Origin of the sequence: Mycobacterium sp. IS-1556 (genome assembly GCF_001499985.1) — a bacterium.
Classification (GTDB): domain Bacteria; phylum Actinomycetota; class Actinomycetes; order Mycobacteriales; family Mycobacteriaceae; genus Mycobacterium.
Genome location: NZ_LQIM01000001.1, coordinates 534,636 through 551,642, shown reverse-complemented (window position 1 = coordinate 551,642; position 17,007 = coordinate 534,636). Strand labels below are relative to the sequence as shown.

The window sequence follows — 17,007 nt, the reverse complement described above, 5'->3', positions numbered from 1 at the left end:
CGAGTCAGGTCTCTATCACACGAGTGACGGACGGCGTCATCCCGGTAATGCGTACCGGCGAAACCTTCACTGGCACACCGGTTTGCTGCGCTTCGATCATCCGGCCGTTGCCGAGATAGAGGGCCTCGTGCTGGCTTCCACCGGGGCCCCAGAACAAGAGATCGCCACGCTTGGCGTGCGATCGCGGGACATGCCGGCCCGCGTTGTACTGGTCGCCGGACCATCGCGGGAGCAGCACCCCGACACCCGCGAAAGCGAAACGGGTCAACCCCGAACAGTCGAAGCCGACGGTGTCGGCACCCGAGTCGACGCCCTTGCTCGGTCCGGTCAGACTTCCGCCTCCCCAGGAGTACGGCACCCCAATCTGTGAGCCTGCCCGTGAAATCACGTATTCGATCGCTTGCGGGCCGTGAACCCGGTTACCACGCAACGCCGTAGCCCCTGACGCTCTGTAGTCTCCGACCCCCAGGCTGCTCAGGAATCTGCGTCCGAGATCGACCGCGGTTTCGGCTGCGACTTGGGTCGCACGCAGCGAAGCGTTGGCGATTGCCACCGGATCACCCGGCGCCCCAGCGCTCACACGGCGGGGCAGAGTCGGGTCCCACTGCCCAGGTTCAGCACGGGCGACCCCGGCAGATGTCCCGATCACGACGGGCACGATGGCGAGGAATCCGACGCGAATTGCTTCCCGGCGACGCAAGACTGCCCTCCACGCTAGTCGATAAAGAACCGTTCTACGTAGTAACTACGTACGTAGATAGACAGTAGCTATGCCGCTTCCGGCGACGCCAGCCACATTTGAGTCTCGGTTCTGCAACTCGCCGTTAAGTTGGCGCAGCAATTCGAGGCTTGGGCCATACGGCCCTAAGTGGTGGATTGCAAGCATCGGTGTCTGCAATCACCCGTTAAGCGAGCCCAGCCCGCCGAGCCTGGCTCAGCCGCGATACCCGGCGACCTTCTCGGAGTATTCGTCGAGCAGACGAAGCGATTCATCGCGCGGCTTGGTGGGCAGCAGCAGGTTCGCCTGCCGGTAGCCGAGGTCCTCGAGGGCGCGCCAGTAATCCGGGTCGATCGGGGTGCCGAATGTCGTCAGCGGGACGTCGTGGTTCGCGCCCGCACGCATCTGGTCGATGCGTTTGGTCAGCCGCTCGACCGGAAGTGGGTTCGACATCCAGCCGGCGCCATGGCGGATCACCCGCTTGACGGTGGCATCGGAGTCGCCGCCGACGAGGATCGGCGGATGGGGCTTCTGAACCGGTTTGGGACGCAGGTATGACGAGTCGAAATCGACGTAGCGGCCGTGGTATTCGGCCGGTTCCTCCGTCCACAACACCTTGATGGCCTCGATACGTTCGTCGAGCAGCGCGCCGCGCGTCTTCGGGTCGGTGCCGTGGTGCCGCAGTTCCTCGATGTTCCAGCCGGCGCCGACGCCGAACACGAACCGGCCACCCGAGATCAGGTCGATGCTGGCCGCTTCCTTCGCGGTGATGATCGGGTCGCGCTGGATGAGCAGAGCGATTCCGGTGATCAACTCGATCGTCGACGTCACCGCCGCGGCGGCCGCGAGTGTGACGAACGGATCCAGCGTGCGGTAGTAGATCTTGGGCAGGTCACCGCCCATCGGGTACGGAGACTGCCGACTGGCCGGGATGTGGGTGTGCTCGGCGATCGCGAGCGCGTCAAAACCCCGTTCTTCGATCGCGCGGGCCAACGACGCAGTGTCGATGGTGTCGTCGTTGACGAAAGTGGAGATCCCGAACTTCATGTGCGCACCTAACTGCCGTCGTCAGGGGCTGGCAACGCCCGTTCGGATCACGCTATTCCTCGGCGATCCTCAAGCCAGGGGCTCGCCGTTTTTCGTCAGGACGTGCCATTCGCCGCCGAACATGTCCAAACCCTGTCCCTTGGCGTCCCTGTCCGTCGTGTCGCCTGCGTATCGATAGAGCGGGATTCCCTTGTAGGTCACCTGGTCACCGCCGTCGCGGCGCGGCACGGTCCGGGCCGCCGCCACGCTGATACCTATGCCGCCCGCCGGATCGCTGTCGGCCAGCACGGGCAGCCAGGTGTCGGCGCATTCGCCGTAGCAGGTGGGCTCGTTCGCCGAGTCCGCCGAGAAGGCATACAGCGTGCGGCCGGAGCTGTCGACGATGATCTCCCCCAGGCCGGGGCGGTCGTCGATGGCGAGGGAGACGTCGCCGATCGGCAATTTCCGCTCGACGGACGGCGGCGGGTAGGGCGCCGGGGCGGTTGCATCGGTTCGCAACGCGGTCGCCGCAGTCTGCACGCCGGAGGTCTCAGAGCTGTTCGCCGTCTGGTTGTCGAGTGCCGAACAACCGGTCAGGGCGATGACGCTGAACGCGAGGGTCAATGTGCAGGCGCCGCTCCGGCATCCTGCAGCCAGGATTCGAGGCATGGGCATGCTGCATCAATACCAGCCGTGCCAGGGCTCATATGTGTCGGGGTGCGTGCGCGCCTGGTCAGCCCACGGTCTGTCCGCCGTCCACGACCAGGGCGTGGCCGATGGTGAAGGCGGCGTTGTCGGAGCACAGCCAGAGCACTGCGGAGGCGATCTCGTCGGGCCGGCCCATGCGCCCGATGGGTTCTTGGTCGATGACGCGCTTGCGGCCTTCGGGTGTGCCGCCGGAGAAGCGGTCCATCATGGGGGTGTCGATGATGCCAGGACACACAGCATTGATCCGGACGTTGTCGGAGGCATAGTCCAGGGCGGCGGACCTCGTCATCCCGATCACGCCGTGTTTGCTCGCCGCGTAGGCGGCCTGCCCGGCGAAGCCGCTGACACCGGCGCCCGAAGAGGTGTTGACGATCGCGCCGCCACCGGTCTCCAGCATCAGCGGAATCTCGTGTTTCATGCACAGGAACACACCGCGCAGATTGACGTCGACGACTCGGTGCCACTCGTCCTCGGCGATGTCGACGATCGGTTTGACCGGTTGTTCCACGCCGGCATTGTTGAACGCGAAGTCCAGACGCCCGAAGGACTCGACGGCCCGGTTCAGCGCCGCCTGCACGTCGCGACTCTGGGTCACGTCGCAGGTCACCGCCAGCGCCTGTCCCCCGGACCTTTCGATCAATTCGGCGGTTTCGCGGCACCCGTCTGCGGAGATATCGGCGACGACCACCGCGGCGCCGCGCGCTGCGAACGCGACAGCGGTCGCTTGGCCGATCCCGCTGGTGGCGCCGGTGACGAACGCGACGCGGCCGGCGAAGTCGTCGGTCGGCTTCATGAGTGAAGCCTCCTCTTTCGATGTCACAGGTATCAGAGCTCGAGCAGCACCTTGATGGCGCGGCGCTCGTCCATCGCGGAGTAGCCTTCGGCGGCCTGCTCGAGCGGCAGGGCGAGGTCGAACACCCTGCCCGGGTTGATCTTTCGGTCCCAGATCAGCTGGATCAGCTCGGGCAGGAACCGGCGCACCGGGGCGGGACCGCCATGCAGGTGCACCTCGGCGAAGAACAGCTCATCCGCCGGAATCGACACGCCTTCGTGTGCGACGCCGACGAAGCCGATGTGCCCGCCGGGCCGGGTAGCACCGATGGCCTGCAGGAACGATTCCTGTGTCCCGACGGCCTCGATCACCGAGTGCGCGCCGAGCCCACTAGTGAGCTCCTTGATCTTGGCCACGCCCTCCTCACCGCGTTTAGCGACGATGTCGGTCGCGCCGAACTCACGGGCAAGGTCTTGCCGGTGGGCGTGGCGGGACATTGCGATGATCCGTTGGGCGCCCAGCTGCTTGGCGGCCAGCACACCCATTAGCCCGACGGCGCCGTCACCGACCACGGCGACGGTCTTGCCGGGGCCGGCCTCGGCGGCGACGGCGGCGAACCAGCCCGTTCCGAGGACATCGGATGCGGCCAGCAATGAGGGGATCAGCTCCGCATCCGGTTGACCGGGTGTCGCCACGAGGGTGCCGTCGGCGAACGGGATACGGGCCTTGTCGGCTTGAGTGCCGATCGTGGCAGAGACGAATTCAGCGTGCACGCAACGACTTTGGTAACCAGCCTGGCAGATCTCGCAGGTGTTGTCGGAGATCACGAACGAGCCGACGACGAAGTCGCCAACCTTCAGGGTTTTCACCTCGCCGCCGATCTCCTCGACGACGCCGACATACTCGTGCCCCATCGGTGTGTGGTCGACGTCTTCGACGCCCCGGTAGGGCCACAGGTCCGACCCGCAGATACATGTCGCCGTAAGGCGGACAATCGCATCCGTCGGCTCGACGATCTTCGGGTCGTCACGCTCTCCGACGCTCACATCGCCGGGGGCGTTCATGAAAACCTGACGCATGGCTTCTCCTTCGTACGGTTCGAGGTCGCCTATGGCGACGGTTGCAGGTTGTCCTGGAAGAACTCCGTCAATTTGTCGAACGGAATGAGGTCGACCCGGTCGTAGAGATCGACGTGGCCGGCACCGGGAACGACGTAGAGTTCCAGCGCGACGAAACCGGTCAGCTTGGACAGGCCACGACGCGCGCCATGCATGAAGAGCTCCTGACAACATCCCGGGCGGGAAGTCTGGACTGGCTTCCCGGCATGTGCACAACGAAACCAGCCTTGCCAGCCGGCGTGGGAGTTCCTGATGAAAGGTGTAATGACAAGACATCCCACGAGCCGTAGCGCCCTCGTACCGTGGAGGACATGGACAACCGCGCCGAGGTCCGCGAGTTTCTGGTCTCGCGACGAGCCAAGGTGACCCCGCAACAGGCCGGTGTGCCGGTGACCGGTTCCCGCCGAGTCCCTGGACTGCGCCGGGGGGAGGTTGCCGACCTCGCCGGGATCAGCATCGAGTACTACAGCAAGCTGGAACGCGGCGCTCTGGCCGGCGTTTCGGCGTCCGTCCTGGACGCGATCGCCCGTGCGCTCCAACTCGATGACGCCGAACGCGCTCACCTGTTCCACCTGGCCCACGCCGCCGACGGCACCGCTGCCGGCATGTGGCCGCGACGACGCCCCGCGAAACGCTGGGCGCCCCGGCCCGGCTTGCAGTGGGTGCTCGACAAATTCACCGCCCCGGCGATCGTCCGCAATGGCCGGATGGATCTGCTCGCCGTCAATCACCTCGGGCGCGGCATGCACTCATCGTTGTACGACAGCGACCCGAGCCGCCATCCGAACTTCGCCCGCTACACCTTCCTCGACGATGACTCGCACCGCTTTTACCCGAATTGGGATGAGGCGGCCGACACATGTGTCGCGATCCTTCGCACCGAGGCCGGTCGTGATCCATTCGACAACCTGCTGCACGATCTCGTCGGCGAATTATCCACTCGCAGTGAGGACTTCCGTCGCCGGTGGGGCGCTCACAACGTCCGCTATCACGGCGCGGGGACCAAACGGTTCCACCATGACGTCGTGGGCGACCTCGAGCTCACCTACGAGAGCGTCGACATGATCTCCGAACCCGGGCTGACGCTCACCCTCTACGCGGCAGAACCTGCCTCCCCGACCGCACACGCCCTAGACCTCCTGGCCTCGTGGACGGCGGGCCAGCCGGTTGAGAATCCGCCTGCGCCTCACCTTGGACGCTAGCGGTCAAGGCCCAGGATGTCGACGCTGCGTTCGCGCATCTCGACCTTGCGCACCTTGCCCGTGACCGTCATCGGAAACTCGTCGACAACGTGCACGTATCGCGGAATCTTGTAGTGCGCGAGCTTGCCTGCAGCGAACGCGCGCACGGCGTCGGCGTCGAGCGCGGGACGACCCGGCTTCATCCGGATCCACGCGCATGTCTCCTCGCCGTACCGGGCGTCGGGCACGCCGATCACCTGGGCGTCCTCGATGTCCGGGTGCGTGTAGAGGAACTCCTCGATCTCTCGCGGGTAGATGTTCTCGCCGCCGCGGATAACCATGTCCTTGATGCGGCCCACCACGTTGCAGTAGCCGTCGTCACGCATCACGGCCAGATCGCCGGTGTGCATCCAGCCGTCGGAATCGATTGCCTGAGCGGTCTTCTCGTCGTCGTTCCAGTAGCCCAGCATCACCGAATATCCGCGCGTGCAGAACTCGCCCGGCTGTCCGCGCTCGACGAGCGCACCGGTGTCCGGGTCGACGATCTTGATCTCAACGTGGGGATGCGCCCGTCCGATCGTCGCGGTGCGCCGTTCCAGGTCGTCGTCGATGAGCGTCTGGCACGACACCGGCGACGTCTCGGTCATGCCGTACGCGATCGCCACCTCCGACATGTTCATGTCGTTGATGCAGCGCTTCATCACCTCGACCGGACAGACCGCGCCGGCCATGATCCCGGTCCTTAGCGTTGACAGGTCGCGGTCGGTGAACTCCGGGTGGTTCTGCATGGCGATGAACATCGTCGGGACGCCGTACACGCCGGTGCAGCGTTCGCCCTCGATGGCGGCGAGCGTCGATCCGGGATCGAAACCCGGTGCGGGAATTACCATCGTGGTGCCGTGACTGGTGCAACCGAGGTTGCCCATCACCATGCCGAAGCAGTGGTAGAAGGGCACCGGGATACACAATCGGTCGTGCGGGCCGAGCTTGATCAGCTCCGTGGTGAAGTATCCGTTGTTGAGGATGTTGCGGTGCGAGAGTGTCGCTCCCTTCGGGAAACCCGTTGTACCCGAGGTGTATTGAATGTTGATGGGGTCGTTGTTGGATAGGCCGGCCATCCGCTTCGCCAAGGCCTCGGATGTCACTTCGTCGGCGCCCGCCCGCAGCGCGTCCCAGTCGGCCGTCCCGATGTGGACGACGTCGGTCAACGCTGGCACGTCCGCGCGGACCTGCTCGACCATCGCCACGTAGTCAGACGTCTTGAACGACGTCGCGGCGATCAACGTTCGGGCCCCGGATTGGTTGAGCACGTAGGCCAATTCATGGGTGCGGTAGGCGGGATTGATGTTGACGAGGATCGCGCCGATCTTCGCTGTCGCGTACTGCGTGAGTGTCCACTGCGCGCAGTTCGGCGCCCAGATGGCGACCCGCTCGCCCTTGCCGATCCCCAACGCCATGAGGCCCCGGGCCACGACGTCGACCTCGGCGTCGAGTTCGGCCCACGTGTAGCGCAGACCCTGCGCGACGTCGATGAGCGCTTCACCGTCGGGGTGACGGGCGACGGTGGCTTCGAAGTTGGCGCCGATCGTCTGCTCGAGCACCGGGGTGTCGGTCGGTCCTGCGTCGTAAGACTCCACCGTCGACGGCATTGCACCAGGTCCTTGCATCGGTAGTCGGCCTCGATCGGGGTACCCGATCGATTCTCCTCATCCTCGCGCCTGCACATCTCGGCACGGCACAAAATTGCGGAGATCGGACGTGGGCATGTCGCGCAGAGCGGCTGCGGAGGGCCGAAATGGAACGGTACGGTACCGTATCGACCAGGGCAAGCGCTACGTCATGGATGACGCGCTATAAAGCTCGGTCAAGGAGGACGTGTGCCGCCGGAACACGCGCACGATGCGCCGGAATCGCGGTGGACCCGCCGCGAAGCGGAACTGTTGGCGATCACGCTGCAGCAGTTGCAGCAGCACGGGTACGACCGATTGACCGTCGAAGCCGTGGCGACACAGGCGAAAGCGAGCAAAGCGACCGTGTACCGGCGCTGGCCGTCGAAGGCGGACCTAGTGCTCGCGGCCTTCGTCGAAGGCACCCGCGTCACCGCCGTCCCGCCCCGAACCGGCTCGCTGCGCAGCGACTTGCTGGAGCTCGGCGCCTCGGTGTGCAGGCAGGCGTGTGCGCACGGCAGCACGATGCGGGCGGTGCTGAACGAGATGTCGCACAACCCGAGGTTGAAACGAGCGATGCAGGACGAGTTTCTCCATCAGCGCAAACTCGTGATCAACGAATTGCTGGCCGAGGCTGTCGAGCGCGGAGAGATCGACGCGGCAGCGATCAACGACGAGATCTACGACTTGCTACCGGGATATCTGGTATTTAGGGCGTTGGTTTCCACACGGCCGCCGACCGAGGAGACGGTCCGCATTCTGGTCGACGACGTGCTGCTGCCCAGCCTGGGGTACCGCTGAACGTTGGCGCGCTGTTGGCGCCGTTGGTCGATGCCGTGTGGGATCGGGTCGCCGATTCCGGTGGTCGACACAAGCCGCGGTTGCGGGTCAGCGCGGATGTGGGCAACTGATCTGGAGTCAGCCAGCCTTGCGTGCGACCACCAAGTGCCCGGGCATTTGGGTCTGGCCGTTGACCGGGACCACAGAGTGCAGCTTGGCCGGACGGATCTCCTCGACCTGCCAGTACCGCGAAACCTGCTCGCGCAGCTGACCTTCGGTGAATTGGGTGGGCCCGGGCCCGTCGTGCTCACCAAACGCCCCGGTTCCGAAGGCCAGGATGTAGAACCTGGCGCCGGGCGCCGCCGCGCGATGCATCGATTTCAGGTAGCCGTCGCGCAACTCATCGGGCAACGCGTGCAGCAGCCCGCTGTCGAAGATGGTGCCGAACCGCGCGTCGTACCCGGTCAGTGACGAGATGTCGGCGGCCACGAAGGTCGTGTTGGTCAACCCACGTTCCTTCGCGGCGTCGGCCGCGGCAGCTATCGCGGTCGGGCTCAGGTCGATTCCCACGACCGTGTGACCACGGGCGGCGAGCGCCAGCGCCAGCTCGGCGTGCCCGCAGCCGGCGTCGAGAACCTCACCACTGACAGCCGCTTCGTCATCGATCAATGCCGCGTACTCCGGTTGCGGCGCACCGATGTTCCATGCGGGTGCCTCGTCGGACCGGTATGCCTGATCCCAGTCGATTCGGTGTGTCATATCGAAATCGCTCCTCGCGGCGTGCGGTTAGTTCAAACTTGTATTACCATGAGAGTAGTCACAGCCTAGACGTATTTCAAGCATGCGTCAGTGGATAGTTTCGATTTGAACCGATCACCGAGAGGGCCGGTATGGCACGCAGCTTGACCGCGGCGCAGGAGCGCGCCTGGCGGCCCTACATCGAGGCCAGTCTGCGACTGGAGACCAGGCTCGACGAACGGTTGCGCGAGAATGCCGGAATCACCCTCATGGACTACCACCTGCTCAGACTGCTGGCCAATGCACCGCAGCGCAGACTGCGCATGAGTGAACTGGCCGAGAAGATGGTGTTTTCGCGCAGCCGAACCACCTACCAGATCACCGCGATGGCCAAACGGGGTCTGGTGCTCCGTGAACCGGTACCAGAGGACGGCCGAGGCTATCGAGCAGTGCTCACCGCCAGCGGTGCGGACGTGCTGCGGCAGGCCGTGCCGCTGCATACCGACGCGGTCCGCGAATTGTTCTTCGACCACGTTGAACCGGATGAGCTCAAGGTCATCGAACGGGCCTTCACCCGACTGCACCAGCACCTGGAAAGCCAGCACTGAAACCACTACCGAAGGCGGAGTCCATGACATTCAGCCCGGCCGAACTGGCCTACCTGCGCGATGAGCCGATCGGGCGACTCTGCACGATCGGCCCGGCAGGTGATCCGCAGATCCGCCCGGTCGGCGTACACCTTGGCCCCGAGGACACGACGATCGACATCGTCGGCCATGCGCTGGCCTCAACACAGAAGTGGCGCAACGTAATCAGTCGGCCCAACGTGGCCTTCATCGTCGACACCGTGGTCTCTGTGAGCCCGCCGGACGCGCGCGGCATCGAGATCCGAGGAACCGCCACCGCCCTCCCCGGAGCAGGTACCACGGAGGGCGGCCTGAGCGGCGACATCATCCGGATCACGCCGCGCCGGATCATCGCATGGGGCATCGACAGCGCCGGTACGTCGGCACGCAACGTCACAGACAGCTGAGTCAATCGCGACTTCCTCTGCGCCCGCTCGCGTTCGCATAAGCCTTGAAGCGTTCAATCCAGCGTCAGCGCCCCATACACGAGTTCGTCGAAGCGTCCGATCGCCTCGTCCTCGTCGGCGTCAATGCCGCGAAGCGGTCCGTGGTCGACGAGGTAGCGCTGTGCGTACAACCGAGCCACCAGCGCCTTGCGATCCGACCCGTAGGTGGCGCGTTCCCAAGCCGCCTGCTCGGTCAGCAATGCGGCCGCGTAGACGTCGCCGATGAACTGCGCGAGCGGAAACAACCGCGCCTCCGCAAGATCGCCATCGAGCTTCTTCCATGCGGTGATCGCGGCGTCGAGATCGTCGATGCGGCGGCTGACCAGGTGTGTCGTTCCTTCGTCGTCGGACACCGATATCGCGTCACGAAGCCGCGCCAGCATCGGCTCGTGTGCGCTCGACTTCTCGATTCCCCGCCTGACGTCCAGGCACAGAATGTTGTCCGGGCCCTCCCAAATGGTATTTACCTGAGCATCCCGAAGAATCCGTGCGACCGGCCAGGTTTCGATGTAGCCGTTGCCGCCGTGGATCTCGATCGCGTCGGACGCCATAGTGATACCCAACCGCGCGACCTTCAGCTTGGTCACCGGCACGGCGATACGCTGCCGAACTTGATGTGGCTGTTGGTGATTCGGATGACCTGTCCCATCGAATACCAGCGCGAGGGCGGCTTCGGAGTCAATGATCATCTCGGCCAGCTTGCGCCGCATCAACGGCTTGTCGCTTAGCGTTTCGCCGAATGCGCACCGGCTCTGGGCAAAACACAATGACTCGACCAGTGCCCGTCGGGCAGCAGCCGCAGCGAACAGAGCGGTGCCCAGTCGCGCTGAGTTCGTCAGTTCCATCATCCGGCCCAGTCCTTTGCCGTCGGACGGCCCGGCATCACCGGTGGCCTCTCCGGACAACAGAAACGCCTCGGCGTCGACGAACTCCACTTCGCCAGATGCCACCGATCGGGTGCCGAGCTTGTCTTTGAGCCGCCTGATCCGGATGCCGTTGCGCGATCCGTCGCGACGCGTCCGCAGCACGAGGAACGTGGCGATACCGCGGCTGGAGTCCGGCGCACCTTCCGGTTTAGCCAGCACGACGAACACCTCGCCGTCGCAATTCGAGGCGAACCACTTGAATCCGTTCAGTAGCCACGCGTCACCGTGCCGCGTAGCCGTCGTCTCCAGCGCGCCGAGGTCCGAGCCGCCCGTACGTTCGGTGAACATCTGAGCGGTCTCGCCCTCCCATTCGCCCGAGGCGAATTTGGCCAGTACGTAATCCCGCACATCGGCCGGCGCGTAGGCCGAGACTTGCGACTTGACCATGCCGCCGCCAGTCCCCAGCGCGCAGCCCATGCCGATGTCGGCCTGGTTCATCAGATAGTTCGACGCAAACAAGATCAGAGAGGGGCTCACACCGTTGGCACGCGCTTCTTCGCGCAGCACCGACTGAGCCTCGAGGATCGCGCGTTTGGATTGGATGAACGACGGCGGCTGCACCACCTGGCTGATGTCATGGCCCCAGCGGTCATACCGTTCGAGGCGCGCGGGACTGCGGTCGGTCTCTTCGGCCCACCGCGCCACCGGCCCGCCCATCAATTCTCCGGCGCGCGTCAAGTGGGGTTCGGCGAACGCCAGCTCGTCGGGCTGCAAGTAATACGCCATCGTCGACCGCAGCGTCGGATCGGTCGTGAACCAGTTGAGACCCACCGCTCCTTGATAGTTCTCCGTGCGATAGCGCGCGGCCTTCTCTGTAGTGGCGAAGGGCAGGTGGTCGACGGCTTCACCTTTGTACGGGGTCATCCACCCACGCTATTACAGATTTCTGTCGCCTGTTGTGAAATCGTAATACCGTTCTGTCTCGCTGACTTCCTCTTTCGTTCGGGTTATCGGTCGCGCGACCTTTGGCCTTCGCCCTGCCGGCGGTTCTTGCGGCAGTCACTGATCGCTATGCGTAGGTTCTGTCCGCCCGGGGAAAGCTGATGAACATGGCAGGCATCGCCACAACCAAGTCCGCGTCGTCGAACGGCTGGCCACAGCTGCGGGTCGACGACTGGAGCGCGTCACGCGAAACACTGCATATGTGGACACAGATCGTCGGCAAGATCCGGCTCGCGCATGCGCCGATGATCAACCATTGGTGGCAGACCACTCTCTACGTCAGCCCGCGGGGATTGACCACTTCCGCAGTGCCGTCCGGAGCGAGGGTGTTCGACATCGAGTTCGACTTCATCGAGCATCGGTTACACATCCGCTCCAGCGACGGCGACGCCCGTCAGATTGCGCTCGAGCCCAAACCCGTCGCTGAGTTCTATGGCGAGACAGTGCGTGCGCTCGGTGAGCTCGGAATCACGGTCGAGATTCAGGCCAGGCCGAATGAAGTCGAGCCCTCGATCCCATTCGCCGACGACGATGAGCACGCCTCCTACGATGCCGACGCCGTGCAGCTGTTCTGGCGCCAACTCGTAGCGGCCGACAGAGTTATGCACGAATTTCGCTCGCATTTCATCGGCAAGGTCAGCCCCGTGCACTTTTTCTGGGGCGCCATGGATCTGGCCTGCACCAGGTTCTCTGGCCGCACTGCGCCCAAGCATCCCGGCGGCGCGCCCAACTGTGGTGACTGGGTGATGGAGGAGGGCTACTCCCACGAGCTGAGCAGTTGCGGCTTCTGGCCGGGCGGCGGCGACGAAGGCGCGTTCTACGCCTACGCCTATCCCGAGCCCAACGGCTTTGCCGACTATCCCGTTGCACCTGAGCAAGCCTTCTACAGCACCGAGAACGGCCAGTTTCTGTTGCCGTACGAGGCGGTGCGAACCGCGGCAGATCCGGACAGAAACCTTTTGGAGTTCCTGCACACCACGTATCAAGCGGCTGCTGAACGCGGCAACTGGGACCGAGCCGCGCTCGAAGTCGATCCCCACCGATGGCGTCACAAGCAGTAGCCGTCAGCTCACTGAAAGGGGAATTGTGGTCAACCGCAACGATCTACCAGCTCCCGAACAGGGATTGATCTTGACGCACTTTCTGACCGTCCGCGACGTCGCCCGCTCGCGCGATTTCTACGCCGACATCTTCGGCGGTGAAATCGTTCTCGAGGAGAACCCCGCCATCATCAAGGTTGCCAACAGCTGGATCATCATGAACCCCGGCGGCGGGCCCACCCCGGACAAACCCGACATCACCCTCTCGCCACCACAGGCTGGCGACCCAGTCTCGGCGTTTCTGAACGTGCGAGTGGCCGACATCAACGCATTCCACGCCGACGCCAAAACCAAAGGCGCTCAGTTCCTTACCGAACCACTGGACCGCAAAGCCGAGATACGCTGCTATATCCGCGACCCCGACGGCTACCTCATCGAGATCGGACAAGCCACCGGCATGCTCCGCGGCGTCTACGCCGACCGACCCGAGGACGACTAGATGTACGCCCCGGGGTACCGCTAAACGTTGGCGCCCAAGGCTTTACCGCGGACGGGCGTTGCTGGCCAGCTCGACGGCGTACTGATTGACGAAGGTGCCCGCCGGGGGATCGCCTTTGTCGCAGGTTCCGTCGGATTCACCGGGCCGCTTGATCCACAGGTACGCGTCGGCGTGCGGGCCCGCAGTCTGCGTGGTCGGCGGAACACCCAGTGCTCGGCCGTCCGGATTGCACCAATGCAACGGTGAGTCGGGGGCCGCTCCATTGCCGTTGCGCGACGTGTCGATCACGTAGTGGGAGCCATTCGTGAGGCCCGAAATCGCTTCCCCGTAACCGATTTCCTCCTCGGTGGTGAAGAAGTTCGCGACGTTGAGGCTGAATCCCCTCGCTCGGTCGACGCCGGCCTGGTTGAGCCTGGCGGCCATCTCCTCGGGGCTGTGCCAGCGCAAGTGACCCGCGTCGACGTACACGGCCGCGGCCGGATTGCGGGTGAAGGTATCGACGGCGTAGCGGATCAGGTCGAACCGCTCCTGGCGCTGGTCACCCGACAGGCAATCGGCCATGGCGAGCGCGTCGGGTTCGAGGATGATCGCCACCCGCGAGCCACCCAGGTCGGCTGCGATGCCGTCGATCCACGCCCGGTAGTCGGCGCCCGACGCGAAACCACCTGCCGCGAAGCTGCCGCAGTCGCGGTGCGGAATGCCGTAGAGGGTCAGCACCGGCAAGGCGCCGGCTGCTTGCGCGTCACCCACGTACTTCGCGACCGTCGCCGCGGAACCGCCGGGGACGAGCCAGTACGCCTGCGGCGTGTTCGCGATGGCAGTCAGTTCGGGGCTCGGCGGATCGGCCTTCTGCGCAGCACGCATGGCCGCGGATGCGGGGTTGACGTAGAACCGCATCCCGGCCAACGGGTTCGCCTCGCTGACCAGGTGCACTACCGGAGCCGGAGCCGGTGGGGAAGCCAGAAGTCCGCCGCATACAACAACCGCGGTCAGGACCGAAGGGAGCCACCGAGCGAGCGCACGAGCAGGGGAGATTTGCACTCGATGAACATAGCGGCTCGGCCATCTGCGTCGCGTAGTGGCGGCGGCGGACTCACTGCTCGGATCTTGACGTTGTGGGCCGACGTGGTGAGCGCGTTAGGGTGCTTCGATCGGCCTCAACGAACCAGCCGATAGAAGAGTTGGGCACGCATGACCGCAGCAGCAGAAACGTCAGCGCTCGAAGCGCGGGTCGGCCACTGGTACCAGATGGACGGCACATACCTTGTCGGCCGCGAGAAGGTACGCGAATACGCCAGGGCAGTGCAGGACTACCACCCCGCGCACTGGGACGTCGCAGCCGCCGCTGAGCTGGGATATTCCGACGTGGTGGCGCCGCTGACGTTCACTTCGACGCCGGGTATGTCGTGCAACCGCCGCATGTTCGAAGAGATCGTCGTCGGCTACGACACCTACATGCAGACCGAAGAGGTCTTCGAACAGCACCGTCCGATCGTCGCGGGCGACGAGTTGACCGTCGACGTCGAGCTGACGAACGTGCGCAAGATCGCCGGCCGAGACCTCATCACGGTGACGAACACGTTCACCGACACCGCCGGCGAGCGGGTGCACACCCTGCACACCACCGTGGTGGGAGTGACCGCTGAGGACGTCGATCCGGCGATCAAGTCCGCCGTGCAGAACGCGATGATGCATGACGTCGATTTCTCGGGAATCGGCACGCTCGATGCCGCCTACGAGAAGACGGTGCGCCCCGAGGGGGAGATCCGGATCGCTGAAGGGGGTATGACCCGCGAGCCCGGGACGCCGTCCTTCGACGAGCTCAATGTCGGCGACGAGCTGCCGGTGCATCACACCCGGCTGTCGCGCGGCGACCTGGTGAACTACGCCGGAGTTGCCGGCGACGCCAACCCGATCCACTGGGACGAGGACATCGCCAAGCTGGCGGGGCTACCGGACGTGATCGCCCACGGAATGCTGACCATGGGGCTGGGTGCGGGTTTTCACTCGGCGTGGTCGGGCGACCCCGGTGCGGTCACCCGCTACGCGGTACGGCTGTCCGCACCCGCGATCGTGTCGGCCAAAGAGGGCGCCGACATCGAGTTCAGCGGCCGGATCAAATCGCTGGACCCGGCCACTCGCTCCGGCGTCGTCATCGTGGGCGCGAAGTCCGCCGGCAAGAAGATCTTCGGCTTGGCGACTATGAACGTCCGCTTCCGCTGACGCGTCAGAGCGTCAGGCTACGAAGTCCCGCAACGCATCTGCGATTGCCTCCGGCTGGTCCTCGGGGATGAGTGTCCAGGAGTCGTCGATGACCATCTTGGTGGCGTCCGGGAACAGTTCGACCAATCGATCCGCGTGCGCCAACGGCATCATCCGGTCTTCGCGGGCCCACACGACGAGCACCGGACGCGTGAACGTCCGCATCCGTTCGGACAGTTCGAGCAACCGGCGGCGCGACGGAGCGCCCGTGGCGAACTTGACCAGGTCGCGGCGGATCGCGGCATTCTCGACGGCGGGCCGGAACCACTCGTCGAACAACCAGTCGGGCAGACCCTTCTTGGTCAGCGCTCCATAGGCGCGCCGACTGTGCCGGAAGAAGTTGGTCCCGAGCATCCTGGACAGAAGCCACCCGCCGCCGGGCATGCGGCACAGCAGCGCCGCCGGACGCGCCGGTTTCGGTGGGTAGTTGTCGAACGCCGTACACGACGCCAGCACCAGTCGGCCCACGCGCTCGTCGCGGCCGTCGGAGATCATGAACTGCCCGCCGCCCCAGTCGTTGAGGACGAGGGTCACGTCCCCGAGGTCGAGGGCATCGAGGAAATCGGCGAGAATCGCCGCCATTCCTTGTTCACTCAGGTCGGCGTCTGGGCTCATCGGTTCTTTGTGGGCGCCCATAGGCAGCGTCGGTGTGATGCACCGGTATTCGGGTAGCAGCGCGATGACCTTGCGCCATTGCCGGCCGTCCATCAGCAGGCCGTGACCGAACACGACGATCGGCCCGTCTCCGCCGGTGTCTTCGTAGGCGATGGGACCTGATGGCACGTCGACTGTCGGCATCGCAGCCTCCTAGATAGATCGTTTGTACTCGGCCGACGATAGGCTGTTCCGAACGCGTGCTCCGTGTTTTTCCGCACGCTGCACTCGATCGAGCCGGTTGTCATTGCGGGCCAAAGAGTTCAGGTCATCGCGAGCGCCGCGCTCGCACAACAGAGTGCGGATAACACCGGAGTGGCGGGGACCCCGGTGGCACTGGCGTCAAGATCGTCGTCCTCCACGCGGGGCTGACCTTCGGCCGTCGTCATCATCCGGTGGGATGCCGCCGATGTCGATCACGGCCTCGGTTGACCAGAACGTCGGACGCCGCGCAGGTGTCGTTGTTCGGACACCGGCGTCCGCGTTTGGGTTGGTCGCCAAGGAGGTTGTTAGGAATCCCTAGTCGCGAGAAAGGTTGCCTTGCAAGGGCCCCGGTGAGGAGAACTCACCGTAGCTGCGCGCATCTGACACCGTCGGCGGCGCAACCTGAATTGCGACGTGGCCCTGTCTCTGGTTCGTCGCGGTCGATGCGCCCCCATCGGGGCCGGTGACCGTGCTTGTCGCGGAAGCGCTTGGCGCGGCGGCAATGGCCGCAGCAGCCGCACCTGTCACGAACATGGTTGCAATATAATGCAGTTTCATAACTGCTCCTTTGCGTGTTTCTTCGTCCGCACGGTGCAACGACGACGTGAACCCATGCCATCCCGATGAGGGGCGCACTGGCATTACATGTATTGGTAGAGCGCCCTTAAAAACAGTGCCAGCGGTGATGTCAACGACGTTT

At 64.8% G+C, this 17,007-nt stretch carries 19 protein-coding genes; 7 read left to right on the top strand and 12 right to left on the bottom strand.

The genetic code is table 11. The annotated features are described in order from the left end of the window. Window positions 1-4: 4 nt before the first annotated feature. From ripB to AU187_RS25355, 6 genes are all read right to left on the bottom strand, one after another. Entirely contained in the window at window positions 5-661 is a 657-nt protein-coding gene (ripB, locus tag AU187_RS02655; protein WP_502687727.1) for an NlpC/P60 family peptidoglycan endopeptidase RipB, read from the bottom strand. 273 nt (window positions 662-934) lie between these two features. Continuing rightward, entirely contained in the window at window positions 935-1,765 is an 831-nt protein-coding gene (locus tag AU187_RS02650; RefSeq protein ID WP_059100369.1) for an LLM class F420-dependent oxidoreductase, read from the bottom strand. Between the two features lie 69 nt (window positions 1,766-1,834). Beyond that, window positions 1,835-2,368, bottom strand: a complete 534-nt coding sequence (locus tag AU187_RS02645; protein WP_231740358.1) for a COG4315 family predicted lipoprotein — start codon at window positions 2,366-2,368, stop codon at window positions 1,835-1,837. A gap of 109 nt (window positions 2,369-2,477) precedes the next feature. Beyond that, window positions 2,478-3,245, bottom strand: coding sequence for an SDR family oxidoreductase (locus AU187_RS02640; protein WP_059100371.1), 768 nt, complete (start codon window positions 3,243-3,245; stop codon window positions 2,478-2,480). Window positions 3,246-3,277: 32 nt separating this feature from the next. Further along, entirely contained in the window at window positions 3,278-4,303 is a 1,026-nt protein-coding gene (locus AU187_RS02635) for a zinc-dependent alcohol dehydrogenase family protein (RefSeq protein WP_172800128.1), read from the bottom strand. 29 nt (window positions 4,304-4,332) lie between these two features. After that, a complete protein-coding gene (locus tag AU187_RS25355) occupies window positions 4,333-4,497 on the bottom strand; it encodes a hypothetical protein (RefSeq protein WP_156425341.1) in 165 nt (54 codons plus the stop codon). Window positions 4,498-4,653: 156 nt separating this feature from the next. On the opposite strand from AU187_RS25355, the gene AU187_RS02630 reads away from it, so the two are divergent. Then, window positions 4,654-5,544: a helix-turn-helix transcriptional regulator gene (locus AU187_RS02630; protein ID WP_059166226.1), complete on the top strand. Its 891-nt coding sequence runs from the start codon at window positions 4,654-4,656 to the stop codon at window positions 5,542-5,544. On the opposite strand, the gene AU187_RS02625 is transcribed toward AU187_RS02630, so the two are convergent. Next, window positions 5,541-7,172, bottom strand: coding sequence for an AMP-binding protein (locus AU187_RS02625; RefSeq protein WP_197413446.1), 1,632 nt, complete (start codon window positions 7,170-7,172; stop codon window positions 5,541-5,543). The two genes, AU187_RS02630 and AU187_RS02625, sit on opposite strands and share 4 nt — an antisense overlap. A 228-nt stretch (window positions 7,173-7,400) precedes the next feature. On the opposite strand from AU187_RS02625, the gene AU187_RS02620 reads away from it, so the two are divergent. Continuing rightward, entirely contained in the window at window positions 7,401-7,991 is a 591-nt protein-coding gene (locus AU187_RS02620; RefSeq protein ID WP_059100372.1) for a TetR/AcrR family transcriptional regulator, read from the top strand. Between the two features lie 117 nt (window positions 7,992-8,108). Here the strand turns inward: AU187_RS02620 and AU187_RS02615 are convergent, their stop codons facing one another. After that, window positions 8,109-8,729 (bottom strand): class I SAM-dependent methyltransferase, encoded by a 621-nt coding sequence (locus AU187_RS02615; protein WP_059100373.1) that lies wholly within the window; start codon window positions 8,727-8,729, stop codon window positions 8,109-8,111. 131 nt (window positions 8,730-8,860) lie between these two features. On the opposite strand from AU187_RS02615, the gene AU187_RS02610 reads away from it, so the two are divergent. Then, complete coding sequence (locus AU187_RS02610; protein ID WP_059100374.1) at window positions 8,861-9,316, top strand: MarR family winged helix-turn-helix transcriptional regulator; 456 nt, start codon at window positions 8,861-8,863, stop codon at window positions 9,314-9,316. Window positions 9,317-9,339: 23 nt separating this feature from the next. Beyond that, window positions 9,340-9,741: a PPOX class F420-dependent oxidoreductase gene (locus tag AU187_RS02605; RefSeq protein ID WP_059100375.1), complete on the top strand. Its 402-nt coding sequence runs from the start codon at window positions 9,340-9,342 to the stop codon at window positions 9,739-9,741. Window positions 9,742-9,794: 53 nt separating this feature from the next. On the opposite strand, the gene AU187_RS02600 is transcribed toward AU187_RS02605, so the two are convergent. Further along, window positions 9,795-11,570, bottom strand: coding sequence for an acyl-CoA dehydrogenase family protein (locus AU187_RS02600; RefSeq protein ID WP_059100376.1), 1,776 nt, complete (start codon window positions 11,568-11,570; stop codon window positions 9,795-9,797). Window positions 11,571-11,755: 185 nt separating this feature from the next. Here AU187_RS02600 and AU187_RS02595 point away from each other — a divergent pair, with 185 nt between their 5' ends. Together AU187_RS02595 and AU187_RS02590 are read left to right on the top strand one after the other, a co-directional pair. After that, entirely contained in the window at window positions 11,756-12,709 is a 954-nt protein-coding gene (locus tag AU187_RS02595; protein WP_059100753.1) for a DUF5996 family protein, read from the top strand. 70 nt (window positions 12,710-12,779) lie between these two features. After that, on the top strand, window positions 12,780-13,187 hold the full coding sequence (locus tag AU187_RS02590; RefSeq protein WP_231740359.1) for a VOC family protein: 408 nt from the start codon (window positions 12,780-12,782) through the stop codon (window positions 13,185-13,187). Between the two features lie 42 nt (window positions 13,188-13,229). Here the strand turns inward: AU187_RS02590 and AU187_RS02585 are convergent, their stop codons facing one another. Next, the gene (locus tag AU187_RS02585; RefSeq protein WP_059100378.1) at window positions 13,230-14,228 is read right to left on the bottom strand and encodes a glycoside hydrolase family 6 protein; all 999 of its coding nucleotides are present in this window, start codon (window positions 14,226-14,228) and stop codon (window positions 13,230-13,232) included. Window positions 14,229-14,378: 150 nt separating this feature from the next. On the opposite strand from AU187_RS02585, the gene AU187_RS02580 reads away from it, so the two are divergent. Further along, window positions 14,379-15,410 carry a fused (3R)-hydroxyacyl-ACP dehydratase subunits HadA/HadB gene (locus AU187_RS02580; protein WP_059100379.1) on the top strand — a complete coding sequence of 344 codons (1,032 nt, stop codon included), beginning with the start codon at window positions 14,379-14,381 and terminating at the stop codon, window positions 15,408-15,410. Between the two features lie 12 nt (window positions 15,411-15,422). Here the strand turns inward: AU187_RS02580 and AU187_RS02575 are convergent, their stop codons facing one another. Both AU187_RS02575 and AU187_RS25350 read right to left on the bottom strand, forming a co-directional pair. After that, on the bottom strand, window positions 15,423-16,247 hold the full coding sequence (locus AU187_RS02575) for an alpha/beta fold hydrolase (protein WP_059100380.1): 825 nt from the start codon (window positions 16,245-16,247) through the stop codon (window positions 15,423-15,425). Between the two features lie 375 nt (window positions 16,248-16,622). Then, window positions 16,623-16,865, bottom strand: a complete 243-nt coding sequence (locus AU187_RS25350) for a hypothetical protein (protein WP_156425342.1) — start codon at window positions 16,863-16,865, stop codon at window positions 16,623-16,625. Window positions 16,866-17,007 lie beyond the last annotated feature (142 nt).

Coding starts and splice junctions, on each gene's coding strand:
- AU187_RS02650 (WP_059100369.1), bottom strand. CDS start 1,765: ATGAAGTTCGGGATCTCCACTTTCGTCAACGACGACACCATCGACACT.
- AU187_RS02640 (WP_059100371.1), bottom strand. CDS start 3,245: ATGAAGCCGACCGACGACTTCGCCGGCCGCGTCGCGTTCGTCACCGGC.
- AU187_RS02635 (WP_172800128.1), bottom strand. CDS start 4,303: ATGCGTCAGGTTTTCATGAACGCCCCCGGCGATGTGAGCGTCGGAGAG.
- AU187_RS25355 (WP_156425341.1), bottom strand. CDS start 4,497: ATGCATGGCGCGCGTCGTGGCCTGTCCAAGCTGACCGGTTTCGTCGCG.
- AU187_RS02630 (WP_059166226.1), top strand. CDS start 4,654: ATGGACAACCGCGCCGAGGTCCGCGAGTTTCTGGTCTCGCGACGAGCC.
- AU187_RS02625 (WP_197413446.1), bottom strand. CDS start 7,172: ATGCCGTCGACGGTGGAGTCTTACGACGCAGGACCGACCGACACCCCG.
- AU187_RS02615 (WP_059100373.1), bottom strand. CDS start 8,729: ATGACACACCGAATCGACTGGGATCAGGCATACCGGTCCGACGAGGCA.
- AU187_RS02610 (WP_059100374.1), top strand. CDS start 8,861: ATGGCACGCAGCTTGACCGCGGCGCAGGAGCGCGCCTGGCGGCCCTAC.
- AU187_RS02605 (WP_059100375.1), top strand. CDS start 9,340: ATGACATTCAGCCCGGCCGAACTGGCCTACCTGCGCGATGAGCCGATC.
- AU187_RS02600 (WP_059100376.1), bottom strand. CDS start 11,570: ATGACCCCGTACAAAGGTGAAGCCGTCGACCACCTGCCCTTCGCCACT.
- AU187_RS02595 (WP_059100753.1), top strand. CDS start 11,756: ATGGCAGGCATCGCCACAACCAAGTCCGCGTCGTCGAACGGCTGGCCA.
- AU187_RS02580 (WP_059100379.1), top strand. CDS start 14,379: ATGACCGCAGCAGCAGAAACGTCAGCGCTCGAAGCGCGGGTCGGCCAC.
- AU187_RS02575 (WP_059100380.1), bottom strand. CDS start 16,247: ATGCCGACAGTCGACGTGCCATCAGGTCCCATCGCCTACGAAGACACC.
- AU187_RS25350 (WP_156425342.1), bottom strand. CDS start 16,865: ATGAAACTGCATTATATTGCAACCATGTTCGTGACAGGTGCGGCTGCT.